This is a genomic window from Streptomyces incanus (assembly GCF_042656345.1).
Taxonomy (GTDB): Bacteria; Actinomycetota; Actinomycetes; order Streptomycetales; family Streptomycetaceae; genus Streptomyces; species Streptomyces incanus.
On sequence record NZ_JBHSPC010000015.1, the window covers coordinates 118,395 to 133,640 of the forward strand.

Consider the following 15,246-nt stretch of genomic DNA (forward strand, 5'->3'; position numbering starts at 1 on the left):
CAGCCGCGCGGTACAACGATACGCACGGTGACCAGGACACGCGCGGACGTACATACGTTCCCCGGTGAGACTGGACGCATGAGACTCTTCGCCGCCGTACTGCTCCCCGAGGACGTGTCCCGTGAGCTCGCCGTCGAAGTCGAGGCGTTGCGGCGGCTGCCCGGTGCGGAGGGCCTGCGCTGGACGGGGCCTCCCGGCCGGCACTTCACCGTCGCCTTCTACGGCGAGGTCGACGACGATCTCGTACCCGGGCTGACGGCGCGCCTGGAGCGGGCCGCGGCCCGGACCGAGCCGTTCGGGCTGGCCCTGTGCGGTGGCGGACAGTTCGGGCACGGGAGGACGTTGTGGGCCGGGGCGGACGGTGATCTGCACACCCTGCGCCTGCTCGCCGAGCGCGCCGAGGCGGCGGGGCGCAGGGCGGGTGTCGGGATGGGGGAGCACCGCCGCTACAAGGCCCACCTGACGCTGGCCCGCAGCGGCACCGGCATCGACACGCAGCCGTACCTGGAGGAGCTGGCCGGGTTCCGGAGCCGCACCTGGACGGTGGACGCGGCGGCGCTGGTGCGCAGCCACCTGCCGAGGTCGGGCGTGCCGGGCGAACAGCCCCGTTACGAGGTGGTCGCGCGCTGTCCGCTCGGGGCGGCCGGTTAGGCTCGATGGCGTGGACCCGAAAACCCGGAACCGGATCATGGCCGGTGCGCTCGTATTGATGTTCGTCGTGGTGGCAGTGGCGTCGGCGCTCGGTTAGCCGCGACACCCCCTGCCCGCCTGCGCGGACGCCGGCCGCTTCGACGCCTGTCGTGCCCGGCGCCGGAGCAGGCCGTGTGCTACCCGTCTTGCTTGTCCTGCCCGTCCTGCCGTCCTACCAGGCGAAGGCCTCCGGGGACGGTCCCGGGCCCGGGAAGATCTCGTCCAGCGAGGCCAGCAGCTCCTCGCCCAGTTCCAGCTCGACCGCCCGCAGTGCCGATGCCAGCTGTTCGGCGGTGCGCGGACCGACGATCGGGCCGGTCACCCCGGGCCGGGTGAGCAGCCAGGCCAGCCCGGCCTCGCCGGGCTCGACGCCGTGCTTGTCGAGCAGGTCCTCGTACGCCTGGATCCGCGCGCGGGCGGCCGGGTCGGCGAGGGTGTCGGCGGCCCGTCCGGAGGCCCGGCGCCCTCCCTGGACCTCCTTCTTGATCACCCCGCCGAGCAGCCCGCCGTGCAGCGGCGACCAGGGGATGACCCCGAGCCCGTACTCCTGCGCGGCCGGGATGACCTCCATCTCGGCGCGGCGCTCGGCGAGGTTGTAGAGGCACTGCTCGCTGACCAGGCCGATGGTCCCGCCGCGCCGGGCCGCGGTCTCGTTCGCCTGGGCGATCTTGTAGCCGGGGAAGTTGGACGATCCCGCGTAGAGGATCTTGCCCTGCTGGACGAGGACGTCTACGGCCTGCCAGATCTCGTCGAACGAGGTGTCGCGGTCGATGTGGTGGAACTGGTACAGGTCGATGTGGTCGGTCCGCAGCCGCTTCAGCGAGGCGTCGACGGCCCTCCGGATGTTCAGGGCGGACAGCTTGTCGTGGTTGGGCCACGCCTCGCCGTCGGCGGCCATGTTCCCGTACACCTTGGTGGCGAGCACGACCTTGTCGCGCCGCTCGCCGCCCTTGGCGAACCAGGTGCCGATGATCTCCTCGGTACGGCCCTTGTTCTCGCCCCACCCATAGACATTGGCCGTGTCGAAGAGGTTGATCCCGGCGTCCAGCGCCGCGTCCATGATGGCGTGGCTGTCGGCCTCGTCGGTCTGCGGACCGAAGTTCATCGTCCCGAGGACGAGCCGGCCGACCTTCAGTCCCGTGCGTCCCAGCTGTGTGTACTTCATGGTTACCCAGCCAACGGCCTGGAGTGCGCTCCAGGCAAGCGGGAACGGGAACGGGAACGGGGAGGGGGCTCGGGGACGGGATCGGGGTCAGTCGCGGGGGAAACCGTCGGTGCCGAGCTTCAGGTCCGCGACGGTTCCGGTCAGGTCGAGGGTGTCGCCGAAGTCCACCTTCGTCCGCGTGGTGTAGTCGCCGTTCCTGGGATGGGTGTAGACGTAGCACCGGGCCCGGTAGGGATCGGCGATGACATACAGCGGGACCTCGGCGGTCGCGTAGGCGGCCTTCTTCGGACCGTAGTCGTTGGCGGCCGTGCCCTCGGAGATGACTTCGGCGATGAACTCGATGTCCTGATACCGCCAGCGGCCCTCGTCGTCCTTTCGCGCGGACTCCCGGAGCACCGCGACATCCGGGCAGAAGCCGTTCTCGTGGCCGGGGAAGTCGATACGGACGTCCGAGAAGACCATGACGTCCATCCCGAACCTGTCCTCGACGGCCCGGACGACCCGCCGGATGATCCCCCAGTGAGTGTCCCGCTGCGGTGTCATGTGGACGTTGCCCCCGACGATCTCGACCCTGAATCCTTCGGGGACGGGCATCCGCTCCAGCCGCTCGAACCACTCGTCCAGGCGCTGCGTGTTGGCGTCGGCCATGGCGATCCTGTCGTCTACGACGGTCATCGTGGCGCTCCTCCCCGGCTGCCCCATGGACGAGCACAGCCGCGCGGTACAACGATACGCACGGTGACCGGGACACGGGAGGAAGCGCATATGCCGGAGCGGGACCGTACCGGTCACCCCGCCGCCCTCGTACGACGTGCCCGGCCACGACGTGCCCGGCCACGACGTGCCCGGCCACGACGTGCCCGGCCACGACGTGCTCGGCGCTTCGGGGGAGACGGCGCACACGTCCGCGTGACGCAAGGTGGCGCGTCGACCTCCGACGAGACCGTCGTCGAGGGCGTCAACAAGGGCAAGGGTGTCGACGGAACCTGGTTCGGCAACGTCTCCTACCTGGCGCCGGGCAAGTACACGGTCTCCGGCACGAAGGGCGTCGAGCAGCAGTTCTTCGTCGCCGAGGACACCGAGATCCGGGGCTACGGCGACATCTGCGGCGACGCGGACACGGGTGAGGGCGGTCAGGGCGGCACCGAGTGCACCGAGGGGTCCGAGGAGTATCCGAGCAGGGAGCACCGCTACGGCGTTCAGTTTCCTGAACGCTTCGGCCTCACTGGTCAGTGGCGACCTTGGCGGAATGGGTTGTATGCCTCGAAGGGGTCCTCGTCGGTCTCCCCACGCCGTCGACGTTCGGCCTGGTACGCGGTCCACGCGAGGTCTCCCTGCTGCGTGGACCGCCAGGGCGTTTTGGTGCGGTCGCAGTACTCGGCGTAGCTCAGCCCCGGCTCGGCCATCCTGCGGCGCCGTTCGGCGCGCGGGTCGTCGGCGACCTTGGCCGCCTGCAGCTCCTCCACACACCGGGCACGAGCCAGTTCCTCGACGTCGAAGGCGATGCGCCGCAGGATCGCCGCGACCCTGGCAGGCGGATCGGCACGGCGCAGGTGTCGGGGAAGTCGCCCTCGGGGCGGAGGTTGGCGGCCGGCGGGTACGGCCTGCTGTCCAGGTGGTCGATCCACTCCGCGCACTGCCGGACCCACGCGACCTCGTCCTGCAGGCGCTCGGCGATGCTCGCACGGCCGGACAGCTCCTCGTCATCGCTGCCGTCCGGGTCCTCCGGGGCCGGCCGGCCCGCGGCACGCAGCAGCCCGCCGGTGCCGAGCGCGTCGACGAAGCAGGTGTGCCACCGGTCCCGCACCAGGCGCCACTTTCCGGTGGCAGGGGCCTGTTCCCAGCGCGGCCGTCCGCGCCGGGTCTCGTCGATACCCAGCACCTCCACGTCTGGCAACGGTGCTTTGGTGACCTCGCGGACTCTGCTGCCAATTCCTCGGGGTCGCGGGACCGCACTCCGCGACCTGCGGCGACGCGGCCATGCTCGGCGGTCCGAGCGGCTGTTCCTACGGGACCGGCGAATTACGCAGCAGAGTCCTCGCGGGCGGCGGCGCGGAAGGCGTCCATCACGGTCGGCCAGGACAGGTGCAGGTCACGGGCGGCCTGGATGACGGTGGACCCGGCATCGCGTATCCGGCGCCCGGCGGCACCGCGCAGCCGCGCGGTGATCCGCGCGCCGGCCGGTACCTGTCCGATCTGCTCGGTGAACGACCGGCGTGGGCAGTCGGGTTCCCGGCAGAACCAGCGGCGCTTGTGCCAGCGGAACTCCAGGCCGCTCTCGCCGTACGGCATATCGCGGGGCCCGGTGACGGCCGAGCCCTTCACCCGGGTGGCGAAGACCCCGCAGGCCGGGCATGCCCGGGCCCTGTCATCGGTCGTGACCAGGTGAACCCGGCGTGTCCCGTCGGCCAGCCGCTCGACTCGGGCGACGGACACCCCGTCGAGGTCGAGCAGCAACGTCGTATCGTTGAGCAAGCCCGTGGCTCCTGCATGATCGTTCTGCGTCGAGAACAGAAATGATCACGCAGGACCACGTGCACCTTGCGTCCAGGGCCGAGCTATCCGATCCGCCACACAGCGTGATGCCACGTCGGCAAGCCGAACCAGTGCACCGCTCAACTTCGAAGACCCGGTTTGCTTCCCGCGGGCAAGGGGCTGCCCCTCAAGGCCCGCCTCCGGATCCCGGTCGCCCTCGCCACCATGCACATGGCGTGGGGCTGGGGCTTCCTGACGAGCCCCAAGTCGCTGGCGAGGAAGGTCATCGCGTCGCGACAGCCTGCGGCGGTCGATTGAGGCGATCGATGATCGCTCGATCTCTTCATTTCCGCTTCATCAGTTGGTCAAGATCTGCTGTCTTTCGCGGCGGCGGCGTTCCTGATCGCGATATCGATGCTGTGCCTGATGCCTGTCATTCGCTTGATATCGGCCTGGATATCCCGCTCCTCATAGGCCGCTTCGACGGCGAACCACGTTCCCACGACGTTGTTCTGCCGTTTGCAAGTGACGTCCGCGGAAGCGGTGTCCAGCTCGCGTCTTGATGGTTTGAGAGAATTCCAAGCCGGGTCTTTGACCGCGGCTTCCGGTGTCGGGTAGGAGTAGCCTTTGTCCTTCATGCAGGCTGACCACTTGGCAAATGCGGCTTTGAGTCTGACATCGGCCATGGACCGCACGTAGCCCTTGAAGTTGATATCGATCGCCACAGGGGAATCCTGGATGATTCCACCGCCTGCGGTCAGCTTCTGTTCCGCCTCTCCCATGCATCCGCCCTTCGGGATCGGGATGCCTCGGTACTCGTGGTCGGCCGGGGGAGTGGTCGATTCCGGTGGGACCGGTGCCCCTAGGCCGTGGCCCAGTACAGATTCCATCTCCGGCGACAACGGTTTCCGGGAAGGACGCGCTTCGTTCTGCGTCCGAGACTGGGAGCCGTGATAGCCGCGAGTTGCGGCGAGGGCAAGGTCGGTCGGGTCGTACCGATGGGACGTCTGATTCCGTTTCTGTCCGTAGTCTGGCGTCGCCGGTCGGAAGTCGAAGCCGAATCGCTTCATGCACGACGTCATGAGCGCTGATCTGGCGCTTTCGATTTGGCCGTTCTCCTGCGGGCTGATTAGGTACTTTTCGATGGGAAGTTGCTGATCGTGAGTATTTTCGAGCACCGGCACGCCGCCAACCTTTGGAGGAGTCGCTGTCTGCTGAGCCGGGGCGGTGGGTGCCGTCGACGTACAACCGGTTGACATACTGCTCAGCGTTGCAAGTAGGGCGCAGACCACAAGTGTGGTCGAGCGTGCCGAGGCCATGCGGGGGCGTCCTTTGTCGCTGTTGCTCTGACGACGTGCGGGGTGACGGCGCCCCGCCAGGATCGGCAGGACACCGTCACCTCCTTGGCTGGTCCTGCACCGAGGCTCTAGGGGCAATTCGCGTAGAAGTCGAAGCACTGAGACGCGTTGTTGTTCTTCAGCGTGGCATTCAAGTTGGCCCCGGTCCCGCGCTTGATGTACTGGCTCGGCCCGCTGTTGTTTGAGTTGTAGTAGATCGTTACGCTGTAGTTGGTGTCGAAGTTGTAAACGGACGCGGCGTTGTTCTTGACGTACACACCGGCTCCGTTACCGCCCGAGAAGGTGTACCAGTTGGGCGCGCCGTAGTTTTCGGGGGTGTTGCTGTTGCCGCCGCCGTCCCAGAAGGTGGCGCCCGCGAAGTTGGAGTTGTAATAGATGCACGCCCCGATGGTGCTGTGGCAGGTGGCCGCCTCTGCAGCGGGGGCCAACATGAGACCGAAACCAAGCGCTGCTGCGGTTATCGCACCAGCGGCGGCCTTGTTCCGGAGGTCCATGGAATTCTCCTTCACGAGATGTGGAATTACCTGATCGAAAGAAGCGGCAGCGCAAGGTGCCCAGTGCTCGGAGCAGGGTAGAAAATTGCTGCCTTTCTGCCCCGGATCACTGACGTAGAAAGTCCGCCTCGTGGCGCCCGTGTCCAGCGGTCCAGTACGTCAGGTAGACGGTGCCCAGGCCGTGCTGCTGGTCCTTCCAGCTGACGGCGGAGTTGCCGGAGAACGCCGACACGGATGTCATCGCCGCCGTGCCCGCAGCGGCTAGAACGGCCCTATCGTTCACATATGCCTCCTTCTCACCTGGCGAGGATCAGCAGCAGCAATCTCACCATCGAACAACTGTGCGCCGCAGTCCCCACAAGAAGTGAATGGCCGTTAATGGATCATGAATGGCTTGTTCAGGTGGCGTTACCGTCATCAACCTCGATTCTTCAGCGGGTGAGCCGTTGAGGTAGCCGGCTGTTTGCCCTGGTTTGTCCTCGCCGGTGTGAGGGCGGGGCCATCGCGTGTCGCTGCGGTCTGCGCCGGGTTCCACGGGCCCGGGATTGCGGGTGTCCTCCTTCCTGGTCCTCGTCGCGGTGCTCCCGGTTGTCAGGTGACGGTGGGAAGCTGGGTGAGCCGCCTCCAGCTCGTGGTGAACGCCGAGGCCCAGGGCCATTTCGAGGGCCGCCTCACCCCGAGCAACAACTGACCACTCAACAACCAAGACCAGCCGTTAACTTGACACACCCTCTACCGCCACCTCAGCAAGGTCGCCAGCGAGCCCGCTGAAACCGGGTAACCGCCCATCACCGCAGTTCAGGGGCTACTCCGTTGTTTTTTCGGCGAGGGCTACTGGAACCCCACCGAGGCCGAACTGGAGACGGCCGCCAAGAAGGGCTTCAGCGCCGAGGTCGTGATCGGCAACGGCATCGCGACCACCGTCCGCGACGACCACTGAGCCGTGGGCCGGCCGGAACGCGCCGCGCCGGACGTCGGCCGAGGACGACACTCAGGACGGGCGCCTACGTCGCCTCGTAGGGCCCGCCCAGCTCCCAGCCCCGGTACAGCGCTTCCGCGAAGGCTTCCGCGATCTTGTGTTCGCCGTTCGCGTTGGGGTGGGTGCCGTCGTACGTGTCGGCGTGGATGTCGTACGTCGGCGGAAGGGCGGCCAGGAGGACGGGGGAGTCCGGGGTGTCCAGGTCGACGGCCGTCTTCGCCAGGAGGTCGTTGAAGCGGGCGACCTGGGCGGCGAAGTCCGGGTCGGCCTCCGCGCGGACGTTGGGTATCACCGGGAGCAGGACCAGACGGACGCGCCGGCGGGCCGCGCGTGCCTCCGCGACGAAGGCGCGGACGTTGTCCGCGGTCTGCTCGGGGTTCGTGTAGAAGCCGAGGTCGATCAGGCCCAGGGAGACCAGGAGCACGTCGGCGCGCAGGGTCCGGACGGCCTCGCCGATCAGCGGCACCATGTGGTGCCAGCCCTCGCCCCAGCCGGCCAGGTGCCCGCGCGGGAAGCCGGGGTCGGCGTAGGCGTACGAGGTGGGGGAGTCCGTCTGCTGGTCGTGCAGCGTCTCGCGCGGGCCGACGAGGGTGAAGGGGCCGCCGTACTCCGCGCACAGGTGCTGCCACAGCCGGTAGCGCCAGGTGTGTTCACCCGCGCTCCCGATGGTCATCGAGTCGCCGACGGGCATGAACCTGAGCATCCGGTCATCATCCTCGATCCGCCCCGCCACCGCGATGTGAGTCCGACCACCCGCCGTGAACTGCGCGGCGCGGTGGCACTCTTGGGGCATGCGCCGATCCCTCGCCCCGCTCGCCGCGGCCGCCGCCGTCCTGTTCGCCGCTCCGGTTCTGCTCGTGGGCGCGCTCGGTGTGCCCGCCGCGGCCGCCGACGGCGACGAGGCGGGTGCCGGGAACGACTCCTTCACGATTCAGGACCCGCGGATCACCGAGTCCAGCGGGCTCGCCGCCTCCCGGCTCCACCCCGGCGTCTACTGGACCCACAACGACAGCGACGACGGCCCCTACCTCTACGCCGTCGACAGTGCGACCGGCGACACCGTCGCCCGGATCACCCTCACCGGAATCGGCTCCCCCCGGGACGTCGAGGCCATCTCCATCGGGCCGGACAACCGGATCTTCGTCGGGGACATCGGCGACAACCTCGGCGGCACCTGGCCGTACGTGTGGATCTACGAGCTGCCCGAGCCGAAGGAACTGCGTGACCAGAGTGTGCGGGCCACGCAGTACGTCGTGACGTACTCCGACGGGGCCCGCGACGCCGAGTCCCTCGTCGTGCATCCGAAGACCGGGCGCGTCTACCTCATCGACAAGAAGGAGGGGGGCGGTCACCTGTACGAGGGGCCCGCCGAACTCTCCGCCTCGGGCGGCAACGTCTTCCGGCCGATCGCCCCCGTCGACCTGTGGGCCACCGACGCCGCCTTCTCACCCGATGGCCGGCAGCTCGCCGTACGGTCGTACTTCGGCGGCATCCAGTACGCGTGGGACGACGCGACGGACGGGAAGATCGAGCGCAAGGAGCGGCTCAGCGTGCCGCTCGCGGGGCAGGGCGAGTCCGTCAGCTACTCCGCCGACGGCTCCCGGCTGATGTACGGGAGCGAGGGCGAGCAGAGCCCGGTCGAGTCCCGGGAGGTGCCAGGCGGGGGCGGCTCGGGGTCGACGTCCTCGTCCGGCGGGGGCTCGCGGGCGGGAGGCGAGGGCTCGGGGGACGGTGCCGGTTCCGGCGACGGAGTCAAGGTCGGTGCCGTCGTCGCCGCGGCCGTCGTCTGCGCAGCTCTGTTCGGGCTGGGGCGACGGCGCCGACGGGGCTGAACCGGCCGGCGGTCACGCGCCGTCCGTGAGCACCGGGCGCAGCTCGTAGTGGAGCGTCGACGTCCGCATCAGGCGGTGCGCGAGGGGGACCAGGGCCCCTTGCACGAGCGGGTACTTGCGCCGCAGCAGCCGTGCGGCGTGCCGGTTCTCCTCGCTCTCCCGGTCCAGCAGCCGGACCCGGGCGCGGATCTCCGGTCCGACCTGCTTGCCGTCGGGTGTGGCGGGGGCCAGTTCCACCTCCGGGTCGTGGCGCAGGCGTTTGGCCTTTCCGGCCTTGCCGGGGGTGCGGAAGTAGGCGTGGTCGCCCTCCACGGCGAGGTTCACGGCGGTGCCCACGCCCGTGCCGTCCCTGCGGTGGCTGGTGAGCAGCACGGCCCACTGCTTGGCGAAGTCCGTCAGTTCCGGGTGCGTCAGTTTCGGGTGCGTCAGTTCTGGGTGCGTGCGTTCTGGGTGGGTGCGCGAGGTGGCCATGTCTCCATGCAGACACCGATCGGCCGGTCTGTCATCCGGTGGCCGGCCGGCCGACGAGCACCTCCAGCCCGTCCAGGATGCGCTGCGGTCCGAACTCGAAGTGGTCGAAGCCGGAGCCGAGGGTGCCCTCGGAGAGGGAGGTCAGGACGGGGTGGCGCCCGCTGAGCACGGCTTGTTCCAGCGCCGGCCCGAAGAGGGGGCGGACGGCATCCCGGGTGTGAATGCCGTCCGCCTTCTTGACGTGTTCATGTGACATGGCTTGCATGGAGGGTGCGGGGTGATGGGAGCGCTCCCATTTGTTCCGGGCCCGCCCCTCCGAGAGAAAGCAGCGACATGTTCCGCAGCTTGCGAAGAGCGGTATGCGTGGCCGTGGCGGCGTTCCTGCTGCCGCTGGCGGGTGTGCAGCCGGCCGGTGCGGCGGAGTCGGGCGGCGGCGCGGCCCGTGCGGCGGCCGGTACCGCGACGACCCGTGCGGCGGCGGCCGGTGAAGGGTACTGGCACACCAGCGGCCGGAAGATCCTGGACGCGGCGGGGCAGCCCGTGCGGATCGCCGGGATCAACTGGTTCGGCTTCGAGACCGACGTCCGGGTGGCCCACGGCCTGTGGGCCCGCGACTACAAGGCCATGCTCGACCAGATCAAGTCCCTGGGCTACAACACCGTTCGCGTCCCCTACAGCGACGACATCCTCAAGCCGGGCGCCGTGCCCGGCAGCATCAGCTACGACGGCATCAACACCGACCTGCGGGGCCTGACGTCGCTCCAGGTGCTGGACCGGATCGTGGCGTACGCGGGGCAGACGGGCCTGAAGATCGTGCTCGACCGGCACCGTCCCGACGCGGCCGCGCAGTCCGCGCTCTGGTACACCTCGGCGGTCCCGGAGTCGACCTGGATCGCCAACCTCAAGGCGCTCGCGGCCCGTTACCTGGGCAACGCGACCGTCATCGGCATCGACCCGCACAACGAGCCCCACGATCCCGCCTGCTGGGGCTGCGGCGACACGGCGCGGGACTGGCGGCTGGCCGCCGAGCGGGCCGGCAACGCGGTGTTGTCCGTCAACCCCGACCTGCTGGTCTTCGTCGAGGGCGTGCAGTCGCACAACGGGGTCAACGGTTGGTGGGGCGGCAACCTGATGGGCGTCGCCCAGTATCCGGTCCGCCTGGCCGTGCCGAACCGGCTCGTCTACTCCGCCCACGACTACGCCACCAGCGTGGGCCGGCAGCCCTGGTTCGAGGACCCGTCGTTCCCCGCCAACATGTCCGGGATCTGGGACAAGTACTGGGGCTACATCTTCAAGCAGGACATCGCCCCGGTCTGGCTCGGCGAGTTCGGCACGACGCTCCAGTCGGGCGTGGACCAGCGGTGGCTGTCCGCACTGGTGACGTACCTGCGGTCGACCTCGGGGCACGGCGCCGACAGCTTCCACTGGACCTTCTGGTCCTGGAACCCCAACTCCGGTGACACCGGGGGGATCCTGAAGGACGACTGGAAGACCGTGGACACGGTCAAGGACGGCTACCTCGCGGGCATCAAGGCGCCGGGATTCGCGGCGGGCGACCCCGGCGGTCCGGGCGACCCCGGCGGTCCCGGTGGCACCGCCGCGTGCGCCGCCGCCTACACCGTCAGCAGCGACTGGGGCGGCGGCTTCAACGCCGACGTGAAGGTCACCAACACCGGAACGGTTCCGCTGAGGTCCTGGAAGGTGACGTGGACCTGGAGCGGCGCCCAGCGGGTCACCAGCATGTGGAACGCCTCGTACACCCAGTCCGGCCCGACCGTCACCGCGACCAACGCCCCCCACAACGGCGCGGTCCCGACAGGCGGTTCGGCGAGCTTCGGCTTTGGAGGCGCCCCCGGCGGCGGAAGCGTACCGAGCGCGACGTGCACGGCGACGTGAGCGACGTGTGATCAGGGGGTTCGGCGCAGTGGCCGTACACGGCGCCGGGCCCCTGGGAGCTTGCTGTATGGCTCGAGGGGTGCGACATTGGCCGGGCAAGGTCCTGTGTGCCCTCCGGAGGGCACCCGAAGGATCTTGCTCTCATGGGCCCCCGGCATGCCGGGGGTTTCTGCGTTTCCGGACATCATCCGCGCCGAGCCGACGATGCCATTGGCGTCGTGGCCAGGGAGCCAGTGCTGCGGCGGCCGCTGACAGGACTTCGACATGGCCTCAGCCGTAGGACCTGCATCATCACGGCATGGTCAACACAGTCGAAGCAGCTTGGCACAAGATCCTGACCACTGCCGGTGAACCTCGATGGCCGGAAGGACCACCGTTTCTGGAGCCGTTTGCCGAACTGGTGCGGGTGGCGCACGCCGAGCCGCTGCTTCGGCGGCTCTACCCCTGGACCGGTATGTGGGAGCTGCACTTCAGCAGGTGCACGGAAATCCGTCACACCTGGGACATCCCCTACATCGGCACCCTGAGAGACGGCCGGTACTACGTCGAAGGACCGGACCGGAGCAGCTCGCGAATCGCCGAGACGGGCAGCGCGCGGGCCGCGGTAACGATGGTCATCGATCGCCTGCCACCGCACTGCGGCCCGGCCTTCATCGGCACCGCAGAGGAACTTGCCTCTTACGAGAAGGCACGAGACAGCGAGTAGAAGCGGCCCACCGGCTTCGAGGAAGCGGAAACCGGCTCCATATGCGGCTTTGGAAACGGGGCCTGGTGCGGGTGGCTTTCCGCGACTGCCCGGTGGGGTGGCGGCCTCGACGTGTGCGATGCCGGGGCACGCGCCCACGCTCCAGGGAGGACACACCGTTCCAGAACCGTGAGCACTTTGGCCATCACTGTCCTGATGTCGCTCGTTTGAGCGCTTAAGTGGCACATGTCCACCGACTGCTCACGGTTTTCGGCAAGGCACCCGTCTCCGGCCCCGCGGCGTCGGGCGAGCACCTCACAGAGGTGGCGGGATGCGAGCGCTCTCCGCCTCGCCGAGCGCGAACAGCGCCCACACGCACTTCGTGTACGGCCCCTGCCGACAACCCCATTCGTCGGCCAGGGCCGCCACGAGGGCCAGTCCGCGTCCGCCCTCCTCGTCCGGAGCGGAGTCGTGCAACCGGGGGAGCCTGTCCCTGTCGGGATCGGAGACCTCCAGGGCCAACTCCGCTCCGTCCAGAGTGAGAGTGACCTCGACCTGGGCGTATGAGATCCGGCAGTGGAGCACGGCGTTCGTGACCAGTTCGCTCGCCAGCAGGGTGACGGTGTCCGTGAGTTCCCCGGCCACGCCCCAGTCCGCGAGGGCTTCGCGTAAACGCCGCCGAGCCACTGACACGTGTCGCCTGTGCTTGGGGATGCGGAAGGTTTCGGTTGCGGGCATGAGGTGAAGCTAGAGGCGAATTCAGTGCATGCGCAACGTGCTCAACTGAATACATTCAGTCGTCCACTCGATCGAGTGATGTGTTCTCAGGGCCGGCACGCGGTGTGGCATCGTTGCGCAAGGAGAGGGGAGATCCCATGCCCGCAGGTGGACGGCCGACCGTACGCAGTCGGCGTCTGGGTACGGCGCTGAGGCAGTACCGGCAGGCTGCGAAGCTCGATCAGCCGCAGGCCGCCGATGTCATCGCCGCAAGTCAGGCCAGAGTCAGCCGCCTTGAGAGCGGGCACGTCACCGCACGCGTCATCGAAGTGCGCCTGCTGCTGGATGCGTATGGCGTCAAGGACCCGGAAGTGCGGTCAAAGCTTGAGGACTTGGCCAAGCACTCCAAGAACCGGGGCTGGTGGTTGGAGCACGCGGCGCACCTGCGGCCGGACTATGTCGACCACATCGCCCTGGAGGACGACGCCACCTATATCCGTGAGTGGCAGCCCGTCATGGTGCCGGGACTTCTGCAAACTCCGGCCTACGCGGAGGCGGTGATCGGCGGCGGTCCTCACTGCATCGAGCCTGAACGGGTCACGCAGTTGGTGAAGGTGCGCGAGGGACGGCAGGCGAAGATCGACGAGGGCGGAGCATCGTACACGGCGATCCTCTGGGAAGCGGTCGTCGCGCAACCGCTGGTGGCCGCCGGGATTCACCGGGAGCAGTTGGCCGCGATCCTGGAGATCGGGAAGCGCAAGAACGTCATTGTGCAGGTGCTGCCGTTCAGTGCGGGCGTCCTGGCCGGGTACTCCTCCGCCTTCTCCTCCTTCAGCTTCGACGAGGAACCGACGGTCGAAGCCGTTGCCATGGACAACCTGCGCGGCACGTCCGTCCTCGAAGGTCCCGAGGACCTCGCCGCTTACGCCAACGCATATGACCTACTACGATCGGCGGCGTTGGCGCCGGACGCGAGCGCGAAGCTCATCCGGGGCATACTGCGGAGCTTGAAGGAAGACGCATCATGACCGAGGTCATAAAACCCTTCTGGAAGTCGTCGTACTCGGGACAGGAGAACGCCTGTGTCGAGGTCGCCGAAACGGCTCCCGGCGGCCGAGCGGTCCGTGACAGCAAGCAGTACGACGGCCCTCTGCTCACCGTCTCACGTGAGAGCTGGCAGGCCTTTCTCAACCAGTTCGCGTAGGCATCGCGTACACGAAGGGCGCCCGACGGATTACCGTCGGGCGCCCTTCCGTCGTCGTACGGGGGACGGTTACAGCTGTCCGATGACGTAGTCGACGCACTTCGTCAGTGCCTCGACGTCCGCCGGGTCGATCGCCGGGAACATCGCGACGCGGAGCTGGTTGCGGCCGAGCTTGCGGTAGGGCTCGGTGTCCACGATGCCGTTGGCGCGCAGCACCTTGGCGACCGCGGCGGCGTCGATCTCGTCGGTGAAGTCGATGGTGCCGATGACCTGGGAGCGCTTCGCCGGGTCGGTGACGAACGGGGTCGCGAACTTCGACTCCTCGGCCCAGCCGTACAGGCGGGACGACGAGTCCTTGGTGCGGCCGGTGGCGAATCCGAGGCCGCCCTGGCCGTTGAGCCACTTCAGCTGCTCGTTCAGCAGGAACAGGGTGGCCAGCGCCGGGGTGTTGTACGTCTGGTTCTTGCGGGAGTTGTCGATCGCCGTGGGAAGGCTGAAGAACTCCGGGACGTGGCGGCCGGACGCGTGGACGCGCTCGGCGCGCTCGATCGCGGCCGGGGAGAAGACCCCGATCCACAGGCCGCCGTCGGAGGCGAAGGACTTCTGCGGGGCGAAGTAGTAGACGTCCGTCTCGGCGATGTCGACGGGCAGGCCGCCGGCGCCGCTCGTCGCGTCCACGAGGACCAGGGAGCCCTCGTCGGCGCCGGGCACCCGCTTGATCGGCATGGCGACGCCGGTGGAGGTCTCGTTGTGCGTGAAGGCGTAGACGTCCACACCGGCCTCGGCGGCCGCCTCGGGGTGCGTGCCCGGGTCGGCGGCGACGACGGTCGGGTCGGCGAGCCACGGGGCGAGCTTGGCGGCCTTGGCGAACTTGGAGCTGAACTCGCCGAAGGTGAGGTGCTGCGACTTGTTCTCGATCAGGCCGTGGGTCGCGATGTCCCAGAAGGCGGTGGAGCCGCCGTTGCCGAGGACGACCTCGTAGCCCTCGGGGAGCTGGAACAGCTCACGGATGCCCTCGCGCACTTCGCCGACCAGGTTCTTCACCGGGGCCTGGCGGTGGGAGGTGCCCAGCAGGGAGGTGCCGGTCGCGGCCAGCGCGTCCAGCGCTTCCGTCCGCACCTTGGAGGGGCCCGCACCGAAACGACCGTCGGCGGGCTTGATGTCAGCAGGAATCCGGATCTCAGCCACGACGGGGAGCCTATCGGCTCCGGGAAACCTCGGTGAAACCTCGTCCGTCGGCTGAGACACGGACGCGAGGGGTGGTCGAACGGGGGGGGGGG

The 15,246-nt window shown here is 68.6% G+C and carries 18 protein-coding genes and 2 pseudogenes; 8 read left to right on the top strand and 12 right to left on the bottom strand.

Going from position 1 to position 15,246, the window contains the following annotated elements; all coding sequences use genetic code 11:
• Positions 1 to 78: 78 nt before the first annotated feature.
• Positions 79 to 651: an RNA 2',3'-cyclic phosphodiesterase gene (gene thpR, locus ACFP2V_RS06365; RefSeq protein WP_381206703.1), complete on the top strand. Its 573-nt coding sequence runs from the start codon at positions 79 to 81 to the stop codon at positions 649 to 651.
• 211 nt (positions 652 to 862) lie between these two features.
• Here thpR and ACFP2V_RS06370 read toward each other — a convergent pair whose 3' ends face one another.
• Together ACFP2V_RS06370 and ACFP2V_RS06375 are read right to left on the bottom strand one after the other, a co-directional pair.
• The gene (locus tag ACFP2V_RS06370) at positions 863 to 1,855 is read right to left on the bottom strand and encodes an aldo/keto reductase (protein ID WP_381206706.1); all 993 of its coding nucleotides are present in this window, start codon (positions 1,853 to 1,855) and stop codon (positions 863 to 865) included.
• 87 nt (positions 1,856 to 1,942) lie between these two features.
• Positions 1,943 to 2,530: a Uma2 family endonuclease gene (locus tag ACFP2V_RS06375; protein WP_381206710.1), complete on the bottom strand. Its 588-nt coding sequence runs from the start codon at positions 2,528 to 2,530 to the stop codon at positions 1,943 to 1,945.
• A gap of 234 nt (positions 2,531 to 2,764) precedes the next feature.
• On the opposite strand from ACFP2V_RS06375, the gene ACFP2V_RS06380 reads away from it, so the two are divergent.
• Positions 2,765 to 3,241 carry a hypothetical protein gene (locus tag ACFP2V_RS06380; RefSeq protein WP_381206713.1) on the top strand — a complete coding sequence of 159 codons (477 nt, stop codon included), beginning with the start codon at positions 2,765 to 2,767 and terminating at the stop codon, positions 3,239 to 3,241.
• Position 3,242: 1 nt separating this feature from the next.
• On the opposite strand, the gene ACFP2V_RS06385 is transcribed toward ACFP2V_RS06380, so the two are convergent.
• Complete coding sequence (locus tag ACFP2V_RS06385; RefSeq protein ID WP_381206716.1) at positions 3,243 to 3,752, bottom strand: hypothetical protein; 510 nt, start codon at positions 3,750 to 3,752, stop codon at positions 3,243 to 3,245.
• A 125-nt stretch (positions 3,753 to 3,877) separates the two neighbouring features.
• Positions 3,878 to 4,330, bottom strand: a complete 453-nt coding sequence (locus ACFP2V_RS06390) for a transposase family protein (RefSeq protein ID WP_381206719.1) — start codon at positions 4,328 to 4,330, stop codon at positions 3,878 to 3,880.
• A gap of 156 nt (positions 4,331 to 4,486) precedes the next feature.
• Here ACFP2V_RS06390 and ACFP2V_RS06395 point away from each other — a divergent pair.
• Positions 4,487 to 4,648 (top strand): annotated as a pseudogene (locus ACFP2V_RS06395) (glycosyltransferase family 2 protein); the annotation flags it as partial.
• Between the two features lie 47 nt (positions 4,649 to 4,695).
• Here ACFP2V_RS06395 and ACFP2V_RS06400 read toward each other — a convergent pair.
• The 4 genes from ACFP2V_RS06400 to ACFP2V_RS06415 form a co-directional block, all read right to left on the bottom strand.
• Positions 4,696 to 5,514 (bottom strand): hypothetical protein, encoded by an 819-nt coding sequence (locus tag ACFP2V_RS06400; protein WP_381206722.1) that lies wholly within the window; start codon positions 5,512 to 5,514, stop codon positions 4,696 to 4,698.
• Between the two features lie 242 nt (positions 5,515 to 5,756).
• The gene (locus tag ACFP2V_RS06405) at positions 5,757 to 6,182 is read right to left on the bottom strand and encodes a peptidase inhibitor family I36 protein (RefSeq protein ID WP_381206725.1); all 426 of its coding nucleotides are present in this window, start codon (positions 6,180 to 6,182) and stop codon (positions 5,757 to 5,759) included.
• A gap of 106 nt (positions 6,183 to 6,288) precedes the next feature.
• Positions 6,289 to 6,465, bottom strand: coding sequence for a hypothetical protein (locus tag ACFP2V_RS06410; protein WP_381206728.1), 177 nt, complete (start codon positions 6,463 to 6,465; stop codon positions 6,289 to 6,291).
• Positions 6,466 to 7,186: 721 nt separating this feature from the next.
• The gene (locus ACFP2V_RS06415) at positions 7,187 to 7,864 is read right to left on the bottom strand and encodes a GDSL-type esterase/lipase family protein (RefSeq protein WP_381206731.1); all 678 of its coding nucleotides are present in this window, start codon (positions 7,862 to 7,864) and stop codon (positions 7,187 to 7,189) included.
• Between the two features lie 88 nt (positions 7,865 to 7,952).
• On the opposite strand from ACFP2V_RS06415, the gene ACFP2V_RS06420 reads away from it, so the two are divergent.
• Positions 7,953 to 8,993, top strand: a complete 1,041-nt coding sequence (locus ACFP2V_RS06420; protein ID WP_381206734.1) for a WD40 repeat domain-containing protein — start codon at positions 7,953 to 7,955, stop codon at positions 8,991 to 8,993.
• A gap of 12 nt (positions 8,994 to 9,005) precedes the next feature.
• Here ACFP2V_RS06420 and ACFP2V_RS06425 read toward each other — a convergent pair whose 3' ends face one another.
• Complete coding sequence (locus ACFP2V_RS06425; protein WP_381206737.1) at positions 9,006 to 9,464, bottom strand: PPOX class F420-dependent oxidoreductase; 459 nt, start codon at positions 9,462 to 9,464, stop codon at positions 9,006 to 9,008.
• 31 nt (positions 9,465 to 9,495) lie between these two features.
• Positions 9,496 to 9,654 (bottom strand): annotated as a pseudogene (locus ACFP2V_RS06430) (TetR/AcrR family transcriptional regulator C-terminal domain-containing protein); the annotation flags it as partial.
• A 143-nt stretch (positions 9,655 to 9,797) separates the two neighbouring features.
• Here ACFP2V_RS06430 and ACFP2V_RS06435 point away from each other — a divergent pair.
• Both ACFP2V_RS06435 and ACFP2V_RS06440 read left to right on the top strand, forming a co-directional pair.
• Positions 9,798 to 11,360 (top strand): cellulase family glycosylhydrolase, encoded by a 1,563-nt coding sequence (locus ACFP2V_RS06435; RefSeq protein WP_381206740.1) that lies wholly within the window; start codon positions 9,798 to 9,800, stop codon positions 11,358 to 11,360.
• A gap of 298 nt (positions 11,361 to 11,658) precedes the next feature.
• Complete coding sequence (locus tag ACFP2V_RS06440) at positions 11,659 to 12,066, top strand: DUF6193 family natural product biosynthesis protein (RefSeq protein ID WP_381206743.1); 408 nt, start codon at positions 11,659 to 11,661, stop codon at positions 12,064 to 12,066.
• 294 nt (positions 12,067 to 12,360) lie between these two features.
• On the opposite strand, the gene ACFP2V_RS06445 is transcribed toward ACFP2V_RS06440, so the two are convergent.
• The gene (locus ACFP2V_RS06445) at positions 12,361 to 12,783 is read right to left on the bottom strand and encodes an ATP-binding protein (protein WP_381206746.1); all 423 of its coding nucleotides are present in this window, start codon (positions 12,781 to 12,783) and stop codon (positions 12,361 to 12,363) included.
• A gap of 137 nt (positions 12,784 to 12,920) precedes the next feature.
• On the opposite strand from ACFP2V_RS06445, the gene ACFP2V_RS06450 reads away from it, so the two are divergent.
• Positions 12,921 to 13,790, top strand: a complete 870-nt coding sequence (locus ACFP2V_RS06450; RefSeq protein ID WP_381206749.1) for a helix-turn-helix domain-containing protein — start codon at positions 12,921 to 12,923, stop codon at positions 13,788 to 13,790.
• Positions 13,787 to 13,966, top strand: coding sequence for a DUF397 domain-containing protein (locus tag ACFP2V_RS06455; RefSeq protein WP_381206752.1), 180 nt, complete (start codon positions 13,787 to 13,789; stop codon positions 13,964 to 13,966). The genes ACFP2V_RS06450 and ACFP2V_RS06455 overlap by 4 nt, the downstream gene beginning before the upstream one ends.
• 69 nt (positions 13,967 to 14,035) lie before the next feature.
• Here the strand turns inward: ACFP2V_RS06455 and serC are convergent, their stop codons facing one another.
• On the bottom strand, positions 14,036 to 15,154 hold the full coding sequence (gene serC, locus ACFP2V_RS06460) for a phosphoserine transaminase (RefSeq protein ID WP_381206755.1): 1,119 nt from the start codon (positions 15,152 to 15,154) through the stop codon (positions 14,036 to 14,038).
• Positions 15,155 to 15,246: the final 92 nt, after the last annotated feature.